Raw genomic sequence first — 19644 nt, 5'->3', positions numbered from 1 at the left:
GACGGGTATTCGCGCATCAAGGGCGGCTCATACTGGCAAAGTTTCATGCCCGCTTTGCACGGCAAAGGACTCTGTCAGCTTTCCGATGCGGATCGATGAGGTGATCAAGCCGGTTTGGTCAGGGCCGGTTCGTTCCCATCTTCAAGAACGCCTATGATGGCTGCGATGAGCTCCGCGCATTCGGCAAGCTGCGTCTCGCTGACGAATTCGTCGGGTTTGTGACCCTGCGCCATATGTCCGGGGCCACATATCAGTGTCGGCAGGCCAAGCGTTTCGTGGAAAAGTCCTCCCTCGGTGCCGAAAGCGACCTTGATCGGCGGGTCTTGCCGACCAAGCAGCAATTGCAGCAGTGCCACGGAGGGTGTATCGGCGGGGGTATCGAGGCCGGGATAACCCGAGACCTCTTCCACCTCGATCCGCGCATCCGGAAAGCGGTTGCGATAGGGGGCGGCGGTGGCCTCGGCATCCTCGACGATATCGGCGATGATCGCATCCGGGTCGTCCGCCGCGATGTTGCGCAGCTCGAACTCCAGATCGCAGCGACCGGGCACGATGTTCAGTGCGGTGCCGCCATGCATGGTGCCCACATGGATCGTCGAATAGGGAATGTCATAAGCCTCGTCCCGGGCGCCGACCGCTTCAAGCTGCATTTGTCGGGTCCGAAGCCGGGTTATGAAATCCGCGCCAAGATGCAGCGCGTTCAGAGCGTCGGGAGCGAGGGCCGAATGCCCCTCTTGTCCAAAACAGCAGGCACGCAGGCCGCGTTTTCCCTTGTGCCCGGTTGCGATGCGCATGCCGGTCGGCTCTCCGATCAGGCAAAGCGCGGGCCGTGCAGGATGCGTGCGGCGCATATCCAGCATCCCGCGCACGCCAAGGCAGCCGACCTCTTCGTCATAGGAAATCGCCAGATGCAGCGGCAGGCGCAGGGGCCGGTTGGCCGCGCTTAGCATGGCATGAATTGCGACGGCCAGAAAACCCTTCATGTCGGCGGTGCCGCGCCCGTAGAACCTGCCGTCCTCATGGTGCAGCGTAAAGGGATCGCGGCTCCATTCCTGATCCTCGACGGGAACGACGTCGCAATGGCCCGACAGCACCACGCCCCCGGGGCCTTCAGGGCCAAGGCTGGCCCAAAGATTGGCGCGTGTGCCGTCGTCGCTGGCAAACCGTTCGAACCGTATACCGGCGGGCCGCAGCAATCCTTCGACATAATCCAGAAGCGCGAGGTTCGATTGCCGTGACAGCGTGGGAAAGGCAATGAGCCGGGCAAGAATGTCCGAGATGGCGGGGGTTTCTAAAGCATCATTCGTCATGGCGCGAGACCGGGCAGATTATTGGCATCGGCGGCCTCGTGACAGTGATCGATGAAGGCCTGAATCGTGCGTGAGACATGGGCCGCCCGGGACATGGCGATGCCAAGCTGAAGAGGCGGAACCGGCGTGTGCAGCGGGATGAACTTGAGCAGCTTGCCGTCCATCGACGCTTCGGACACCGTGCGCATGTTCGAGATGCCGAAGCCGAAACCGTTGGCGACAAGACTGCGCTGGATCGAAATCTCGGATGTGCGTTCTGTGATGCGCGGGCGCTGCCCGAGGGCGCGGAACATCGACAGGAAATAATCCGAACTATGCGGCATATCCAGCAGGACCATGTCGTGATCAACAAGATCGGCAGCGGTCACCTCGCTCCGCCCGGCCAGTGGATGGTCGACATCGACCATGACATAGGGCGGCAAGGTTCGCAGCGGCTGAAAGTCGATATCGCTGGACAGCGACAGATCATATGTCAGTGCCAGGTCGATCCGGGATGCGCCCAGCGCGTCGAAGATTTGCGCCTGATCCAGTTCGACCTGACTGAAATCGACATTGGCGTATCTGGTCTCGAAACTGCGGCGCAACTGCGGCACCATCAACTGCACGAAGGTCCGCAAACAACCCACCCGCAAAGACCCGCGCACACTGCCTGTATAAATATTTGCCAGATCGTTGAGCTTGGCCGCGCTTTCCAGCACGATACGGGCCTGTTCGATAAAACGCTCACCCGTCGGGGTCAGCACCGAGCCCTGCGCATGGCGCCGGGTGAAAAGCTGGACGCCGAACCCTGCCTCAAGCTGGGCGATGGCCGAGGACATCGAGGGTGCGGTGACATTCACCTTTTCTGCTGCCAGCGCGATGCTGCCCGCCTCGCCCACGGCGATGAAATACTCCAGTTGTCGCAGCGTGAATCTGAGGGGCATGGCGTGACCTCTATCCTCCTTTATCCCGACACGGAAAGCCCGCCAAGATTATCTATTCGTCCCCGGGAACGCCATATGAAGGTGCATTGCGCGGATCGAGCGCACGGGTGACATAATCGTCCATCTGCGGCTGATAGACAGCCCAGGCCTGTTCCAATGCCGTGATCGGGCAATCCTCAGTCCAGTCGATGCGCAGTTCGGCCAGCGGCCAGCTTTGCTTGTCGACCAGCAGCAGGCCCGCGGAATGCACCGGACCGGATTCGCCGCCCGCATCCAGCCCGGCCCGCAATGCGCCCACAAGCCGTTCGCCAAGATGGCCTTTGGTGTTCACGAAATGCTGCACCATCACCTCGGGGATGCCGGCATCGGCCAGCAGGTTGCCTGCGGCTGCGGTATCGCGGCCCTCGGCCTCGGACCACATGCCCAGAACCTGCGTGCCGGAATAGATCGCGCTTTCACCCGAGCGACCGACCGCAAGCACCTGCCTGAACGCCATATGCGCCCCGCTGCGTTCAAGGATCGCCAGTGCCTCGGCGGCGCTGGCTCCTCGTTCCATCAGGTCCAGCGCATGCGGACCAAGCCGTGGATCGGTGACGTTCTGGGTGGCGACCGCGCCGACACCCGCGCGGGCGAAGGAACAGCGCGCAGCGACCGCAGGCGATGAGGACGAGATCGCCACGCCGAACATTCCCGTGTCTGTGCAGTGCCCGATAATCGAAAAGGTCATGTAAAACTCCCGGGGGCGATCGCGCCCCTTTTTCAACTGGTGTGCATGTAAAGCAGTCAGAGCGCCGGTACCGGCGCGCCGGTTTCGGATCAGTCGGGGATGACGGCGGTGGCGTCGATCTCGACCAGCCATTCGGGCCGTGCCAAAGCCACCACGGTCAGGCCGGTGCAGACCGGAAAGACGCCTTTGATATATTCGCCCATGGTGCGGTAAACCGTCTCGCGGTGGCGCACATCGGTCAGATATACCACCAGCTTGGTGATATGTTCCATCCTGCCGCCGCATTCCTCGACCAGTTGGCGGATATTGCGCATGACCAAGTGGGTCTGCTCGGCGGGATCCGAGCTTGCGATGTTCACGGCGGTGTCCAGATCCTGCGGGCATTGGCCGCGCAGAAAGATCATGGTGCCGCCCTTGGTGACGACGGCCTGCGCCAGATCATTGTCAAGATTCTGTTCGGGATAGGTATCTTTGGTATTGAATTTGCGGTGACGAATATGCGCCATGTGCGTTGTCTTTCATTACGTTGGGCGGGATGTACGGAAAGATGGGATGACCGCTGGTCTTCAGGCGCTTGGCCGTGTCGCGGTCATCGCGGGGCGGGTCTCGAATGCGCTGTGCCATGCGTCCAGCGCGGGCCGGGTTTCGCGCCAGCCGTAATCGGGAAACCGGAAATCCAGCCAGCCAAGCGCGCAGGCACAGGCGATGGCGCCGATATCGTGACAACCGTCCTCCGGCAGGTCTGCGGTCATGGCGTCAAGCGCGTCATCGACCTTCTGGCGCTGCTTTTCGATCCATAGCGGCCATTGCTGCGGCTGGGGACGGATCGTGGTTTCGTAACGGATCAGCAGCGCGGCATCCAGCAGCCCATCCGCCAGCGCCTGCCGCCGCAGCGCCGTCCAGCGCGCCGGACCTGCGGCCGGAAACAGCCCGCCCCCCGCCGTCGCGTCGAGATATTCGCAGATGACCCGGCTGTCATAAAGCACGGTGCCATCCTCGGTACATGCGGCGGGCACTTTGGCCAGAGGGTTGAACTCCTGAATGCGCGTGTCGCGATCGACGGGATGGGCTGCGCTGTCCCGCCGCTCGATCCGGTCTTCGATACCCAGCTCATGAGCAACGACCATCACCTTGCGAACGAAAGGCGAGGCAGAGCCCCAATATAGCGATAGTTTCATTGCGTCTTCTCCGTGGTCAGGACGATTTTCCCGATATTTCCTCCGCTTTCCAGCAGGGCGTGGGCATCTGCGGCGCGAGCCAGCGGGAAAGCCTGCGCCATGACCGGCTGCACCTTGCCGGGGCCGATCAGAGGCAGCAGATGCGCGCGAACGTCATTGGCGATTCCGGCTTTTTCATCGTCGCTTTTGGGGCGCAGGGTCGATGAGCTGAGCCACAGCCCCTTGCGCATGAGCAATCCCAGATCGACCGGCGCGATCATGCCCGACATGAATGACAGGCCGATATGCCGGCCGCCCGGCGCCATGCAGGCAAGATGCTTGCTGACCATCTCGCCGCCAAGAATATCAAGCACCACATCGACGCCGCGATCACCGGTCAGCCGCAGAACCTCGGTAACAAGATCGGCGGTGCGATAGTCGATCGTGTGAACGCCCATCGCTTCAAGCCGGGCGCATTTATCCGGCCCTCCGGCCGTGACGATGACCTCTGCGCCCCATGCAAGCGCCAGTTGCAGGGCTAACGTGCCGATACCGCTGGAGCCGCCCTGAATCAAAAGCCGGTCGCCGGGCTGAAGCCGGCCACGGTCGAAAAGATTGTGCCAGATCGTGAACAATCCTTCGGGCAGGGCCGCGGCTTCTTGCAGGCTGATGCCATCGGGAACAGACAGGCAGTGATCGGCGCAGGCGACGGCATATTCCGCATAGCCGCCCGCCTTCAAAAGCGCCATGACCCGAGTGCCCGTCAGACCCGCATCGACGCCTTCGCCCAGCGCCACGATCTCGCCCGCCGCCTCCAACCCCAGGATGTCCGACACGTCCGGCGGAGCGGGCAGGGCGCCCGAGCGTTGCATGATATCCGGGCGGTTCACTCCGGCGGCGGCAATGCGGATCAGCACTTCGCCGGGGCCGGGGGCGGTGACCGGGCGTTCGATCAGCTTCAGAACCTCGGGGCCGCCGGTGGATTCTGCGATCACGGCCTTCATCATCTTGCTCATGAGCGGCTCCCGCCCCGCGCGTTGACGGTCATTCGGGAATGGGACGGAAGGACGGATGAAGCGTAAGACATCAGGTCTCTCTTTCTGTGGTCGTATAGATCGCGGGGCCGCGTTCCGGCAGGGCGATGCCAACGTTGGTCCCCGGTTCCATCGCCTCGCTTGCGGGAACACGCAGCATCACACGTCCGTTTTCTGCGACGGAACAGTCAAGATGCAGTTCTGCATAGCTGCCCTGATAGACCGAAAGCGCGACGGTTGCCGCAATGGCTCCCGGCTGGTCGAGACCGGTCAGGCTGCATTGTTCGGGGCGCACGAACAGTGTCACCGGGCCGGGTTCCGGCAGCTCTTCCTGAAAGGTGGTCAGGGACAGGCGGGTCTTGCCTATGTCCAGGCTGGCGGTTGCATCCGTTTTTTCCAGCAATGTCGCCGCGAACAGGTTCGCATCGCCCACGAAGGTCGAAACGAAATGATTTTCCGGGCGGTCATAGATCTGGGACGGGGTGCCGATCTGACGAATGCGACCGCGCGACATCACCGCAATGCGGTCGGACATGCTGAGCGCCTCGCTTTGGTCATGCGTCACGAAGACCGTCGTCAGACCAAGCCGCGACTGGATTTCCCTGAGCTCGACCTGCATCGCGGATCGCAGATTGCGGTCCAGCGCCGAGAACGGCTCGTCCAGCAGCAGCACACGAGGCCGGACCACCAGCGCACGCGCCAGCGCGACACGCTGTTGTTGGCCGCCGGACAACTGGCGCGGCCGGCGATCGGCGAAATCTTCAAGCTTCACCAATGCAAGCACCTCGCGGACCCGTTCGGCGGTTTCGGCCTTGGGCACCCGCCGCGTCCGCAGCCCATAGGCGACGTTCTGCGCCACGCTCATATGCGGGAACAACGCGTAATTCTGGAACACGATGCCAATTTTGCGCTGATGCGGCGGCACCTGAGTGACCAGATCGCGATCGATGAATAACTCACCCTCATCCGCCTCGAGAAAGCCTGCGATCAGATTGAGCAAAGTGGTCTTGCCACAGCCCGACGGCCCAAGCAGAGTCAGAAATTCACCTCGGCGAACCTTAAGCCGGATCGGTTCGAGCGCGACGGTTCCAGAGAAGGACTTGCTGACGCCGTCGATCTGGACCGCGACGTCGTCCCTTGTGTCTTGCGGCGCTATTGCGGAGATCTCAGTCAACATTCAGAACCTTTTCGAGACGGAAGAATTTGTGGACGAGCAGCAGCATCGCGGCGACCGCCGCCACATAGATGACGGATAGCGCGGCGAGCGTGGGATCGGCATATTCGCGAACATAGTTGTACATGGCGACCGGCAATGTCTGGGTGCGTTGGTTGACGACGTATAGCGATGCGGTGAATTCGTTGAACGACAGGATCGCGGCGAACAAGGCCCCCGAAATCAGTCCCGGCAGCAGCAGGGGCAGCGTGATCGTCAGCAGCACATGCAGGGGCGTGCCGCCAAGACTTTCCGCGGCCTGTTCGTAACGGCGCTCGAAATTCTTCAGCGACACATAGACCGACCGCACCACGAAAGGCAGCACGATGACGACATGCACCGCGATCACCAGCCAGATCGATCTTGGCAGTTGCACCGCCGCCGACAGGATCAGCAGGCCAAGACCGATGGTGAAATTGGGAATGATCAGCGGCGACATCAGCACCGTGTTCAGAAGCCTCTTGAACATGAAGTCATACCGGTTGAATACATAGGCAAAACCGGCCCCGGCGATCAGGGCAATGCTTGCCCCAATTGCGGCGATCCTGAGCGAGTTGACCAATCCCGAGCCGAAATCGCGATATTCGAATGCATTCGCATACCAGCGGAACGACCATGATTTGGGCGGAAAGGACAGGATCGCGCCGTCGTTGAACGATGCGATTGCGACAACTACGAAAGGCAGCAGAACGAACCCGAGTATTGCGGCGAGCAGGATCCGGCCGCTCCAGTCCAGCAGGTGATCAAGGGCGGATTTCTTCATGATCAATGCGCTCCGATCCGTTCGAGCTTGCGGATGCCCGTGTTGAACAGGGCAAGCACAGCGATGGTGAACAGCAGCCCCACCAGTGACAGCGATGCCGCCAGCGGGAAGTTGAACGAGGCGAAGCCGACCTGATAGACCAGTGTCGAGATCGTCTGCACCTTGCCGCCACCGATCATCTGGGGTGTGGCGAAGGCCGAAAATGTCCAGGCGAAGGCGGTCGACGTGGCGGCGACGATACCGGGGATCGACAATGGCAGCGTCACGGTCAGAAAACACCGGATCCGCCCGGCGCCAAGCGAGGTCGCGGCCCGTTCCAGATTGCGGTCGATATGCGACAGCGCGGCGGCCAGCATCACGACCACGATCGGCAGGGTGAAATGCACCAGCGCGATGACGACCCCGGTCATGGTGAACATAAGGTCCAGCGGACGGTCGATCACGCCAAGCTGCATCAGTGTCGCATTTAGAAACCCGCGGTTTCCAAGCACGATCATCCACGAATAGGTGCGGACGATTTCACCCAGAAACAGCGGCGTCAGCGAGATCAGCAGGATCGCGCTGCGAAGCCGTGCGGATTTGGCGCGAACCATGGCATAGGCCAGCGGATAGCCGATCAGCAGGGTAAAGAGGGCGGTCCACCAGCACAGCAATACCGTGGTCACGAAGGCCTTGCCGTAGACGGTTTTCCAAAGCGTCGTGAAGTTGTCCAGCGTGAAACCGCCGGGATCAAGCGCGCCCGGAACATGCGCGCGCAGGCTGAATTGCACGATGGCAAGGAAAGAGGCTGCGATCCCGAATGCGATCAGGATCGACGGAGAGGCAAACCAGCCAAGAAAAGGACGCTTCGACATCAGGAAGATATGCTCTTGTGTTTTGCCCCGGCAGCGCAATCGCCAAGGCGGTATGGTCTCAGTTGTCGGCGATCATGTTTTCCGAGAACCATTGACGCCATTCGGCGGTTTTCTCGGCGCGCAGCTCATCGGGAATGATGAGGGTCTGGTTTTCCCATTGCTCGGGCGTGGTGAAGATGCCGGGAAGCTCTGCCAGCTCGGGCGGCAGTTCGGCATTCGACACGACCGGGCTGCCCTTTTTGATTTCGGCGATCTTTGCCTGCACTTCGGGATCAAGGGCGGCGTTGATGAATTGATAGGCCAGATCCTGCTTTTCGGTACCCGCATTTATGCCCATGGTGTCGATACCCAGCACGGCACCCTCTTCGGGAATCGCAAGCTGCACATCCAGCCCCTCTGACTGCATGTGATAGGCGTTCATCGACAGCACGATCTGCACCGGGGTCTCGCCGGTAGACAGCAATTGCTGGGAGTTGGCGTCATTGGTGTAAAAGGCGTTGAAATTCGGCTTCAGTGCCAGAAGCTTGTCCGACGCGTCCATCCAATTCTCGATATCGACGCCTTCCAGCTTGGCCGCGACCGCGATGATATGCGAAGGATCGAAATCCGGCGCGGCGAGCATCCCCTCGAGTTCGGGTGACCACAGGTCGTTCCAGCTGTCGAAGCTGATGCCTTCGGGGACCAGATCGGGTAGATAGCCGATCGTGTAGACATAGGCCCATGCGCCGATATGCGAGGGGCTGATCCTGGCTTGCTCAACCAGGTTCTCGGCGTTCGGAATCTTGGACATGTCCAGTTCCTCGAACAGCCCCTGATTGCGATAGAGCCAGCCGATATGCGAAGTGGTGAAGGTCACGTCGCTTTCCGGGGCGCCGCGGCTGAGATTCGCCTGATTCAGCCGGTCGATGGTGCCGCCGGTGATGAATTCCACCTCGACACCGGTTTCCTCGGTGAATTTCGTGGCAATGGCCTCGTCGATCAGGTCCCGGAAGCTTCCGCCCCAGCTGCTGACGACAAGGGTTTCGGCAGAGGCGGCAGGGGCCAGCAGGCTTAGCGCCATGGCAGTCATAAGAAGAGGTTTCATCAATATGTTCCCATCTGTTGGTGTGGTGCGGCATTCTGTTTATTCGCGCCGCTTCGAGATCGGACCGCATCCCGGAACTGGCTGTCGCAGCATGATTCCGTGACCCGCGTCATCTTGATTTCGTCCGCCCGTATGGTTTTCGCATATTGGAAGATTGCCCGGACGAAACCGCTTGGTCATATTTGTAAATACCTACCCAATGCGAAGGTTTTACGGGATTTTCATATTAACTAACTGACCATGAAGGTTAAAAACTGCGAGGATCTGCGATGCAGATCTGTATGAATGCTTGGGCGAACGGCGCATTGCCTAATAACCGCGCAATCGCGAAACCTCGTTCGCCAATGCTCGGCCGGTTTGGGTTGCCCGGATATTGGCGGCGATCTGGGGCGCTGCGCTGTTCGGCAGCGCGACCGAGGCAAGATGCGGCGTGATCAGAACACCCGGAAGTGACCACAGCGGATGATCCGGGGCCAGAGGCTCGGTTTCGAAGACGTCGAGTGTCGCCCCCGACAGCCGCCCATCGCGCAGTGCAATCACCAGCGCATCCTGATCGACGACCTCCCCGCGCGAGACATTTACGAAAGCCGCCCCCGGTTTCATCCTGCCGAAGCAGTTTTCATCCAGCCGCTTGCAGGTATCCGGCGTCAGCGGCAGCATGCAGACCACGATATCGGCCTGCGCCAGCACATCGTCCAGCGCATCGTCGCCGCAATGCACGGTGACCCCGGGCAGATCCTTGGGACGGGTTGCCCATCCGTGGGTATCGAATCCCTGACGGGCGATCTCGGTGGCGGCGAGCGCGCCGAGTTCGCCCAGACCAAGGATGGCGACGGTGATTTCGGAAGCTGCGCGGGGATGCTTGTAGGCCCATTCGCGCCGGGCCTGCGCCGCCTCGAAATGCGGGATGTCGCGGGCGTGACGCAGCACGGAAAACAGCACATAGCCGGCCATCATCCGGCCCATCTCGGGATCCGACAATCGGGTGATGGGCACGTCGGGCAGATCGTTCCGCGCGACCAGCCGATCGACACCCGCGCCCAGATTGATCACCAGTTGAAGGTTGGGAAAGCGCGCAAAGAACCCCTCGGGCGGCATCCACACAAGGGCAAAGCGGACGGTTTCGGGATCGGTGACGGCATCAGCCTCTTCGATCCGCACATCGCTGCCCAGATGCGGGGCAAGCGCATCCCGCCATGGCTCGAAGGGATCCGGGCCACTATAGAAAACCAATGTGTCCGTCATGCCGCAGGCTCGGCGATCAGCGTGCCTATCGCAGTCAGGCCCAGCAGATAGCCCTGCACGCCCAGACCCGCGATGACCCCGGTTGCCGCCTTCGAGATGAACGAGTGGCTGCGAAACGCTTCCCGTTTCCAGATATTGCTCATGTGGCATTCGATGATCGGCCCGTCGAATGCCAGCAGCGCGTCCAGAATGGCGATTGACGTATAGGTCAGACCGGCGGCGTTGATCAGCAGCCCGTCACAGCTTTGCCGCGCCTCTTGAATCCAGTCGATCAGCACGCCTTCATGGTTCGACTGGCGGAAATCCAGCGTGAAGCCAAGTTCGGCGGCGCGGGCCATGCAGGCGGCCTCGATCTGGGGAAAGCTGTCGGTCCCGTATGTGCCTTTGGGGTCAAGCCCGTAAAGATTGGCATTGGGGCCGTTGAGGAACATGACGTTCTGCATGATGTGATCCTTGTTGCTGGGCGGCACGGCGCGGGTAGCGGGCAATTGCACGGATCCAAACGCGCGATGTCACCGTTTCCTGCGCTGTGCATTCATTGGCGCGCCCGGCCGGCGGCAAGCCCTGCGCCGTGAATGAAACCTCGTTGCGTGATGGCTTGCCGCAATACCGGGCACGGCAGGCTATGCTTTCCTGTAGGAAACGTAGTTTCTTTGAATCCCGATATGGGTCGCGATGTATTTGGCATCATACCAGCATCCGTAAATGAAGGATGATGCCCGGTTCGTCAATTCTGGCAGGCCGAGGAAGTAAACTCCTTGCTCGGCCGAGATGCCGCGCTTGTGGAATGGCATGCCGTTGGGATGGAACGCGTCGACCTCGAGCCAGTTGAAATCGAATTTGAAGCCTGTTGCCCAGATGATCGTCATGATGCCGGTCTGTTTCAGATCCAGTTCATGAATCGGATTTTTCACGCTGGGCGGATCGGGCTGGATGATCCACGCCTCGGGTTCCGGCGGCAGGTCGATTCCGTTGCGTTCGACATATGCGTCGGCCTCGCGCAGCACGTCCAGATAGGCGCGATCCCCTTCGGCAATGTTCTCGACCAGATCACCGGCGATCTTCAATACGCCATCCTCGTAGCCCGTGGTCATGCCAAGCAGGGTGATGCCGGCATTGCCCAGACGACGGAAATCGATGGTCTTGCCGCCGTCATAGCCGCTGACGGCAAAGGCGACATGCTTCTTCTTGGCCTGGATCGTGATCTCGTCCCATTTGCCCAGAACACCAAGCCACCAGACATAGTCGCGCTGGCGATAGGAGCGCGGAGGGCGATAATGCTCTCCGATGGACAGAAAGACCTTGCGGCCGGCACGCTGCAATTCCTCGGCGATCTGGGAGCCCGATGCGCCTCCGCCGACGACCAGCACCGGTCCCTCGGGCAGTTCATCCGGGTTTTTGTACGCGGATGAGTGGATCTGGGTGATGCCGGAATTCTGTGGGACGATCTGCGGGAATGACGGAAGCTGGAACGGACCGGTGGCGACGACGACCCGCTGCGCCTCGATATCGCCCTGAGATGTGGTCACCAGAAAGCCCGGACGCCCTTCGCAGCGCCGGACGCGTCTGACCTCGACATTCGTGCGGATGGGGGCATCGATCATCGTCGCGTAATCTTCGAAATAGCGGACCATCCGCTCTTTCGGGGGGAAGGTGTCGGGGGGAATATCGTCGAATTCAAGACCGGGAAAACGATCGTGCCACGCGGGGCCGTTGGCGACCAGGGAATCCCACCGCTCGGACCGCCAGCGTTCGGCGACGCGGTTCCGTTCAAGAACCAGATGAGGAATACCCATATCGGTCAGATGCTCGCTCATGGCGATTCCGGCCTGACCTGCGCCAACAACCAGCGTATCAGTTTTTTCGGCTGTCATATTCATTTCCTTGGATTTGGGTCATCTTGGCAAAGCGATTTGGAATGTCCGTATCGCGCGCGCCGCGAGGGCGCAGAATGGCTGGCGGAACCGTTGTCCAATTCAGAACTGCGCGAAGTGTCCCGCAGAGAAAAGAAGTAAATTCCGTGGTAGAAGGCAGGAAAAACCCGCCTCAAGCTGCGATGATCGGAAAATATGCATCATGACACCGCTGCTTTGCGGTGCGGATGCCTTTCTTCCGGTCTTCCGGATCGCCGCGCGGATATTCCTGCCCGCGCGGATGCCGTTCCGGCACCTGCCCGCAGTCTAGTTCATCAGTGCAGGCAGGGTCGTCGACAGGGCCGGGAACAATGTCAGGATCACCAGCGCGATGACCAGTGCGTAAAGAAACGGCATGTTCGCGCGGGTTACTGCCCAGACATCGTCCTTGCCGATCTTGGCCGCGACAAGCAGCGCGATGGCGACCGGCGGCGTAACCTGTCCGATCACGACGGTCATCACCATCAATACGCCGAAATGCACCAGATCCACATCCATCGCCAAAAGCGCCGGCAGCAGCACCGGCATGATCATGGGAATCAGAGGGTCAAGCACCATGCCGGCGATCAGGGCCAGCAGCAGCAAGACAAAGATGCGCATCGTCACGCTTTCGAACGGGAACAAGCCGTCGACCCCAAGAGCAAGTGCCGATGGCACGCCCGCCTGCGACAAGGCCCAGCCAAGCGCGGTAGAGAAACCCACGACCATCAGAACCTCACCCGTCAGGATGGCCGAATCCACCAATGCCTGACGCAGCTTCGTCAGTGTCAGGGTGCGGTAAACCAGTCCCGCAAGCGCCAGGGCATAGGCCACGGCAAAGGCTCCGGCTTCGGTCGCGGTGAAGATGCCGAAGATGAGCCCGCTGAGGATCATGACCGGCATACCAAGCGGCAGGATCGCATGAATACCTGTATGCGTGACCCGCGACCATTCGAACGAATTCATCGGTTGCCAGCCGCTTTTGCGGGCAAGGACCGAAATGGTGATCATCAACACCCCGGCCATCAATATTCCGGGAACGACTCCGGCAAGAAACAGCGCCCCCAGGGATGTGCCGGTCACCACCGAATACAGGATCATCGGTGAGCTTGGCGGGATCAGCACCCCGATCCCGGAAGAGGTCGCCGTGACCGCAGCCGCGAAGGGGCCGGGATAGCCGCTGGACTTCATTTTCGGGATCATCACCGACCCGGTTCCCGCGAGGTCGGCGACCGATGTGCCAATCATGCCGCCGAACATGACGCTGGAAGCGACATTGACATGCGCCAGGCCGCCCCGCATCCATCCCACGAGAGCCGCGCCGAAATCGAACAGCTTGTCCGCGATGCCGGTGGTGTTCATGATACCCCCGGCCAGAATGAACAGGGGCAAAGTAATCAGCAGGTAATCCCCGACGCCCGCCAGCACCTGCTGGGGCAGGGCAAGCGCCCATCCGCCCGAGAATGCCAGAAACATCAGGACCGACGCGACCAGCGATATCACCACCGGCAGCCCAAGCAGCACCAGAACGCACAGAACACCGAGTGTTATAGCAGCAAGGCCCAGCATTACAGATCCTCCGGTGCGATCAGGTCGATGACGAAGGCGAGCGACATCCCCGCCGCGCAGCCGATGATGCCGCTGATCGGCACGGCCTTGGGCATTCCGATCAGCGGAGTGATATCGCCTCCGAAGATTCCCAGATATTGCCAGGCAAACCATGCAAGCCCGGCCATCGTCGCGATGCCGAACAGATTTTGCGCTATCCGAAGGCGATTCTGTGCAGCGACGCCAAGCCGCGACGTCCAGATCGCGCAGGATATCAGCCCGTTGCGCAGCGCGGCCACCGTAATGCCCAGTCCGCCAAGCCACATCAGCAGGGCTGTCACGATCTCCTCGGTCCAGGGCAGCGAGCGCGAGAACAGGTATCGCCCGATCGAATTGCACAGAACAAGCGTCACGAGGATGACCAGCAGAAGAATGGCGGCGGTCTCGACAATTGCCAAGGCATGGCGCCGCACCGCGCCGCGCGGGCGATCGGCAGTAACACTGTCAGACATCTTCTTCGTACCCCTTGAACAGGCTTCCATATCCGGGCTTTGCCCCTTTCACGCCCGCCAGATCCAGGCAGTGCCAGAACGACGCCTGAATGGCAGAGACCACGGGTTTGCCCAGCCGTTCTTCCAGCGCCGCAATCGCGCCGACAGTACGGAAATTCGTGCAGGAGACGAAAATCGCCGTTGCATCGGGATGATCGACCGACAGAACGTGATCATAAACCTTTTCCAGCGGAACTTCGGCCAGCGCATGGTCGTCGGTGATGTCGAGATGCGCGCTTTTTACCACCTCATGACCGTTTTCCGACAGAAAACGGATGGCGCGTTCGTGGATCGTGCTGACATAGGGGGTCGCGAGTGCCACCTTGCCGGCGCCGACCTGCCGAAGCGCGGCCAGTGTTGCGGTCGAGGCGGTAGTGACCTTAGGCCCCGGAACCCAGCCTTCGATCTTCTGGATCAACGCCTTGTCGTAGGCGGTTCCATGCAGGAACGAAGCGCTTGTGCCGCCAAAGCACAAAACGTCGATGGGCGGCGCGGCGGCATGACGCGCCGCGGTTTCAAGTTCGGGCGCGTTCATCATCTCTTCGATCCCCTCGACGGTGACCTTGGGCAGACGGATGCGCGCGGTATGGGTGGAAACGCCCCGCGCCGACATGGCCCACATCTCTTCCTCCATAACGACGGAAGATGCGATGTAGATCAGGCCGATCCGTGCCAGATCGCCCGAGCCGTCGGGCATGAATTGCGGGTAGGTTTTCTGCATATGATTCATTGGATCATGCCCTCGATCGCGTCCATGAATTCGACCGAGACGACCTCGGCGATTTTGGCGCGCACGGGCTCTGCGGCTTTCTGGAAGGCGGGGATGTCGGGTTCGGTGACGGTTATGCCCGCATCACGGAATTCCTTGACCAGCAATGCGTCGCTTTCGTCCGACAAGGTGCGGGTTGCGGCGACCCCGGCTTCGGCGGCGCTTTTGACGCTGGCTTTCATCTCATCGTCCAGCGCGTCATAGGCAGCGCCATTCATGACCAGCGTGATCGGCGTGTAGATGTGGTTCGTCAGCGAGATATAAGGCTGCGCTTCATGCAATGAGAATTCCTTGATGACCGACAGGGGATTTTCCTGCCCGTCGATGACGCCCTGCTTCAGGCCCATATAGACCTCGCCCAGAGGCAGATTCGTGGGCGCGGCACCCAAAGTCTGGAACGCCATCATCCGCGTGGGGCTGCTGGGGGTGCGCAGTTTCAGGCCCGACAAATCGGCGGGAGTGCTGATCTCGCGCTTGGAATTGCTGATGACGCGTACGCCCAACTCGCCAAAAGCCAGGACCTCCAGATTGGCCTTTTCGCGCAGCGATGAGGCCATGGCCTCGCCGAATTCACCATCCAGCGCGCTGCGCGCCTGTTCCTTGCTGGCAAACAGAAATGGCGTGTCGAAAATCGCATAATGATTATCAAGCGCCGCAACGCCGTCTGTTCCCATCGGGATGACATCGACGGCGCCCGCGCGGATCAACTCGCTCAGGGCGTGTTCGTCGCCCAGAGAGCCGCCATCGTTGAACACGAACGACACCTCATCGCCCGCACTTTCCGCCAGCGCGTCGCGGAAGGTCGAAAGCATGACATGCGTCGGATCGCCACTGGTGGTTTCGACCGCAAGCCGCATCTTCGTTTCAGCCGTGGCGCCCGTTCCGATCATGAGCATCGCAATTGCCGAAACCAGCGTATTCCTGGCAAGTCTTTTCATCCGAACCTCCTGTTGTGTTTTCATGATGATCGGATGCGCGATACCTTTTCCGCAACAGAAAACTGGCTGCAAAATCGCAGCAAATGCCAAAAAAACTGCCTTTAATCGCAGCAGTTTAAGAAGTTTGGCCATCGAGAAAACGACTGCCTATGCGGCGCATAAATTGACGCTATTCAATGTTGGGGCGGGTCGAATCTATGCAGGAAAAAGCCATTGGCTACGCAGCGAATGCACCGGCGGCAAATGCGTTGCGCAAATGGTCCGAAAACGCCCGGACCGCCGGACGCAGATCCTGACGGGCCAGATGCAACAGCATCGCGCGCGCAGGCGGCAGATCATCATGGACAGGCAGCATCGCAATGCGGCTGCCATCATAAGCAACCGGGCCAAGCGGCAGCACATTATGCAGGGAAAATCCCCTGCCATTGCCCACCAGCCCCCGTACAAGTTCGGGCGAGCGGGTGCGGAAAGCGATATTCGGCCGCAAACCGCAGGCCGCGAACAGACTACTGAAGTAATCGCGTGAATGGGGCAGATCCAGCAGGATGAAAGGATCATCTGCCAGATCCGCCAGCCGCACGGCCTTTTCGCCTGCAAGCCGGTGATCCGGGGCCAGCAGGGCAAAGGGCGGCAAGGCAGCCAGCTCGTGCCCGTGAATCTCGGGCGGCAGTGCAAAATCATAGGCCAGCGCGACCTCCATCCGGCCACTGGCAAGTGCCGACAGGATCTCGTTTTGATCGCCTTCGATCAGTCGGACGCTGATATTGGGAAACAGTTTGGCGAACCCGCCGATGATCTGCGGCATGTAGCGCATCGCAAGGGTCGGAAAGCTGCCGACGACGATCTCGCCGCTAAGCGGGTCGCCAAGGGACTGCGTCAGGCGTGCGAATTCGGTTGCCTGCGCCAGCAGCAGCCGGGCTTCGTCGACCAGCTGTTTCCCCGCGACGGAAAGGGTCATTCCGCGCGCATGGTGGCGTATGAAAATCTGAACGCCAAGTTCCTTTTCAGCCTGTGCCACGGCGGATGAAACCGAGGGCTGGGTGACGTTCAGTCTTCGTGCAGCTTCGGTCACGCTTTCGCAATCCGCCGTTTCCACGATGTAGCGGAGTGTCCGAAAGGAAAGTTGCAGATGCATGATCACTTCCGCGTTGCAGGGAATTGCAGATATTCGTGCCGCAAGCATGAAGCAGGTGGGGCCGCAAACCAAGTATTTTCCGGCCGATGGCCCCTTGTCGCTCCGTCACCCGCAGGCATGATCTTCTTGCAAGATCCTACGAAAGCCAGAACAGCATGAGTTTGCGTATTCTGTCTATTTTTCTGCGCTTTTTGCCTGCTGCTGCCGGCCACCCTGTTTAAACTGCAGGAGGCTTGCACATTTTCGGCAATTCTTCCGCGCCGGCAGGTCTGTTGTCGGCTATGCGGATTTCCTTACGGAGGTATCCCAGATGAAGAGACTGCATCTCGCCGCGATTGCCGCCTATGGCATCGGAGGCGCAACCCCGGCGATATCCGACGACATCGTGGCAGCGGATCTGCCGCCACGCGATCCTGAAGCGTTCCGGCTTCAGGATGAATTCGACCATATCGGGGCGGAAGTGCATTCGCTGTCAAAGGATGGGCGGGTCTCCTTCTATATCGATGAGGGAAACGAGCAAGATCGGCCTGTCGTGTTCATCGGAGGGCAGGGTACCAGTCTCGAGGCATTCCAGCTGACCGAGTTCGCCCGCACCATGCGGGAGGAACTCGGGCTTCGGATCATCTCTGTCGAGCGGAACGGTTTCGGGGAATCCGAATTCGACCCAAGCCTGGGATATACGGATTACGCAGACGAGGTGCTGACTGTGCTGGATCATCTCGGCATCGACAAATTTGCGATCATGGCGATTTCAGGCGGCGGGGCCTATGCGGCGCATCTTGCGGAAGCCGTCCCGGACCGGGTCATTTCGATCCATGCGGGCGCCGCGGTGTCCCGAACCCTTCCGACCCGGACAGAGCCGGATTGTTCGCGCAGCGCGGAAGATTGGAACGAAAGCCTTGCCGCCTATACCCATAACCCCAAGGACTGGTGGGGCGTGCCCGGATCACCGGTGCTGGTCATTCCGGGCTGGCAGACGAAAGCCTATGCCGACGGAACGCGCTCTTTCTATGTTGGCGGGCAATTGGGCGATCCGGCTGCACTGACGCATGAATCCATGCTGGTTTGCGGTCAGGATGCAGTGGCCGACACAACGAAAATTCAGGCGCCTGTCTACCTTTATTACGGTGAAGCCGATGAGGCGGTGCCTGTCGAAGAGATGCGGCAGTGGCAATCCGCGTTCTCCAATGTCGTGAAAGCCGTTGTCTATCCAGGCGAGGGCCATACCGTACAATATCGGCACTGGGACCAGATCCTTGCCGATATGGCGGGATATGATGACTACACGGTCACCTGCCGCGAGGGGGCAAGCAGACTCATCCCCAACAAGGACGTGGATGAGGGTGAATTCTTGGGAATATGTGCCTGGCAGACTCAGGGGACGGATTAGAGCCCGGCGCGCCAGCCCGGCTTCGCTTCCTTTCCTCCTCCTCTGCTTCTTCTTTGTCCAAATACCTCGGGGGTCCAGGGGGCAGCGCCCCCGGCCATCGCGGGACGCAAGCAACCGGCATTTCCGACGTAACACGACACGCTCTGGCGACAACCTCCACCACTAATTCTTGAGCACGATACAACGGCCACCGAGCTGCTTGAATTTCAGGCAGAAGGTCGCCGCCTCGCGCCTGCTGTCATAACCGACCTGAGCGGTGTAGACGGTGCGCGGCAAGCCCCTGAGTTTCTTGCGGACATAGCCGACGCGCTTGCCGCCGAGAATTGGATGAAGGCTGCGATTCAGGCGGGTGACCTGCTGCATTGCGCCCGACCGGCTTGGATGGCTGGCGATGATCACGCCCCATGGAGAAACCGGGGGCTGCGTGATGAATTCGCGCAGTTTGCGATCGCCCGCCATTTTTTCGCAGGCCGCGATGAAGGGCATGCCCGGGGTCAGTTCCAGTTTCAGATCGCCATCGGCCGGAGGGTTGTCGCGCCAGCGAAGGGCGCTGTAGCCGGTGATCGCCTCGACATAATCCAGCGTTTCATAGGGAAGCGTCGAAATTTGTCCGCCGACGAAGCGCGCTGCCCGGTTTTCGCCGCCGTTATAGGCGATGGCGGCAAGGCCGATATTGCCGAAATAGTCGCGCAGATAGGCAAGATACCACGCCGCCTTGCCAATGGCCTTGGCGGGGTTGAACGGATCGTCGAGATCGTAAAGATCGGCGGTGCCCGGCATGAACTGGGCGATACCCAGCGCACCTGCCGGGCTGACCGCGCCGGGTTCGAACCGGCTTTCCTTCCACAGAAGCCGCGCCAGAAAATTCGGATCAAGCTTATGCTCGGCCGCGTTTCTCTCGATCAGCAGGCAGACATCGCTGGCGTAACGTTTCAGCCGGACACAGTCGCGCCCGTCATCCGAGCAGCGTTGATCTTCGCTGGCATGCGGTGGTGGAGGAAGACCGATTATCGCATCCACTGCCGGGCGCGCCGAGGCAGCGCTGGACAGGATAAGGAAAATTGCTAAAAGCCCGATGAAATGGCGCATGTACGGAAAATGAGCTTGGCGG

Annotated in this window: 20 protein-coding genes; 1 reads left to right on the top strand and 19 read right to left on the bottom strand. The window is 60.5% G+C overall.

Annotation, left to right across the window (positions count from 1 at the left end):
• Positions 1–104 precede the first annotated feature (104 nt).
• The 18 genes from argE to D3P04_RS08520 all read right to left on the bottom strand — a co-directional run bounded on the left by argE (position 105) and on the right by D3P04_RS08520 (position 17143).
• Positions 105–1310: an acetylornithine deacetylase gene (gene argE, locus D3P04_RS08605; RefSeq protein WP_119747880.1), complete on the bottom strand. Its 1206-nt coding sequence runs from the start codon at positions 1308–1310 to the stop codon at positions 105–107.
• The gene (locus D3P04_RS08600) at positions 1307–2233 is read right to left on the bottom strand and encodes a LysR family transcriptional regulator (RefSeq protein ID WP_119747878.1); all 927 of its coding nucleotides are present in this window, start codon (positions 2231–2233) and stop codon (positions 1307–1309) included. The genes argE and D3P04_RS08600 overlap by 4 nt, the downstream gene beginning before the upstream one ends.
• 52 nt (positions 2234–2285) lie before the next feature.
• Positions 2286–2960: a DUF1028 domain-containing protein gene (locus D3P04_RS08595; protein ID WP_119747877.1), complete on the bottom strand. Its 675-nt coding sequence runs from the start codon at positions 2958–2960 to the stop codon at positions 2286–2288.
• Positions 2961–3049: 89 nt separating this feature from the next.
• Complete coding sequence (locus D3P04_RS08590; protein WP_119747875.1) at positions 3050–3466, bottom strand: RidA family protein; 417 nt, start codon at positions 3464–3466, stop codon at positions 3050–3052.
• Between the two features lie 60 nt (positions 3467–3526).
• The gene (locus tag D3P04_RS08585; protein ID WP_119747873.1) at positions 3527–4138 is read right to left on the bottom strand and encodes a glutathione S-transferase; all 612 of its coding nucleotides are present in this window, start codon (positions 4136–4138) and stop codon (positions 3527–3529) included.
• A complete protein-coding gene (locus tag D3P04_RS08580) occupies positions 4135–5133 on the bottom strand; it encodes an NAD(P)H-quinone oxidoreductase (protein ID WP_119747871.1) in 999 nt (332 codons plus the stop codon). Before D3P04_RS08580 ends, D3P04_RS08585 begins: the two co-directional genes overlap by 4 nt.
• Before the next feature lie 70 nt (positions 5134–5203).
• A complete protein-coding gene (locus D3P04_RS08575) occupies positions 5204–6328 on the bottom strand; it encodes an ABC transporter ATP-binding protein (protein ID WP_119747869.1) in 1125 nt (374 codons plus the stop codon).
• Positions 6318–7127 carry an ABC transporter permease gene (locus D3P04_RS08570; RefSeq protein ID WP_119747867.1) on the bottom strand — a complete coding sequence of 270 codons (810 nt, stop codon included), beginning with the start codon at positions 7125–7127 and terminating at the stop codon, positions 6318–6320. Before D3P04_RS08570 ends, D3P04_RS08575 begins: the two co-directional genes overlap by 11 nt.
• A 2-nt stretch (positions 7128–7129) precedes the next feature.
• Complete coding sequence (locus D3P04_RS08565) at positions 7130–7981, bottom strand: ABC transporter permease (protein WP_119747865.1); 852 nt, start codon at positions 7979–7981, stop codon at positions 7130–7132.
• A gap of 58 nt (positions 7982–8039) precedes the next feature.
• The gene (locus D3P04_RS08560; RefSeq protein ID WP_119747863.1) at positions 8040–9065 is read right to left on the bottom strand and encodes an ABC transporter substrate-binding protein; all 1026 of its coding nucleotides are present in this window, start codon (positions 9063–9065) and stop codon (positions 8040–8042) included.
• Positions 9066–9374: 309 nt separating this feature from the next.
• Complete coding sequence (locus D3P04_RS08555) at positions 9375–10310, bottom strand: 2-hydroxyacid dehydrogenase (protein WP_119747861.1); 936 nt, start codon at positions 10308–10310, stop codon at positions 9375–9377.
• On the bottom strand, positions 10307–10753 hold the full coding sequence (locus D3P04_RS08550) for a type II 3-dehydroquinate dehydratase (protein ID WP_182912785.1): 447 nt from the start codon (positions 10751–10753) through the stop codon (positions 10307–10309). Before D3P04_RS08550 ends, D3P04_RS08555 begins: the two co-directional genes overlap by 4 nt.
• A 180-nt stretch (positions 10754–10933) precedes the next feature.
• On the bottom strand, positions 10934–12184 hold the full coding sequence (locus tag D3P04_RS08545) for a flavin-containing monooxygenase (RefSeq protein WP_119748198.1): 1251 nt from the start codon (positions 12182–12184) through the stop codon (positions 10934–10936).
• 306 nt (positions 12185–12490) lie between these two features.
• On the bottom strand, positions 12491–13771 hold the full coding sequence (locus D3P04_RS08540; RefSeq protein ID WP_119747859.1) for a TRAP transporter large permease: 1281 nt from the start codon (positions 13769–13771) through the stop codon (positions 12491–12493).
• Positions 13771–14262, bottom strand: coding sequence for a TRAP transporter small permease (locus D3P04_RS08535; RefSeq protein ID WP_182912784.1), 492 nt, complete (start codon positions 14260–14262; stop codon positions 13771–13773). Before D3P04_RS08535 ends, D3P04_RS08540 begins: the two co-directional genes overlap by 1 nt.
• Positions 14255–15022: a maleate cis-trans isomerase family protein gene (locus D3P04_RS08530; RefSeq protein ID WP_220475292.1), complete on the bottom strand. Its 768-nt coding sequence runs from the start codon at positions 15020–15022 to the stop codon at positions 14255–14257. Before D3P04_RS08530 ends, D3P04_RS08535 begins: the two co-directional genes overlap by 8 nt.
• A 5-nt stretch (positions 15023–15027) precedes the next feature.
• A complete protein-coding gene (locus tag D3P04_RS08525; protein WP_182912783.1) occupies positions 15028–16008 on the bottom strand; it encodes a TRAP transporter substrate-binding protein in 981 nt (326 codons plus the stop codon).
• Positions 16009–16225: 217 nt separating this feature from the next.
• Positions 16226–17143: a LysR family transcriptional regulator gene (locus D3P04_RS08520; protein ID WP_220475291.1), complete on the bottom strand. Its 918-nt coding sequence runs from the start codon at positions 17141–17143 to the stop codon at positions 16226–16228.
• Between the two features lie 310 nt (positions 17144–17453).
• Between D3P04_RS08520 and D3P04_RS08515 the strand changes: the two genes are divergently transcribed.
• Positions 17454–18533: an alpha/beta fold hydrolase gene (locus D3P04_RS08515; protein ID WP_119747851.1), complete on the top strand. Its 1080-nt coding sequence runs from the start codon at positions 17454–17456 to the stop codon at positions 18531–18533.
• 162 nt (positions 18534–18695) lie between these two features.
• Here D3P04_RS08515 and D3P04_RS08510 read toward each other — a convergent pair whose 3' ends face one another.
• Positions 18696–19622: a lytic transglycosylase domain-containing protein gene (locus D3P04_RS08510; RefSeq protein ID WP_119747849.1), complete on the bottom strand. Its 927-nt coding sequence runs from the start codon at positions 19620–19622 to the stop codon at positions 18696–18698.
• Positions 19623–19644: the final 22 nt, after the last annotated feature.

The organism is Paracoccus onubensis (assembly GCF_003591515.1).
Lineage (GTDB): Bacteria > Pseudomonadota > Alphaproteobacteria > Rhodobacterales > Rhodobacteraceae > Paracoccus > Paracoccus onubensis.
Note: the sequence above shows the minus strand (reverse complement) of the source record. Positions and strands in the feature narration are given on the sequence as shown.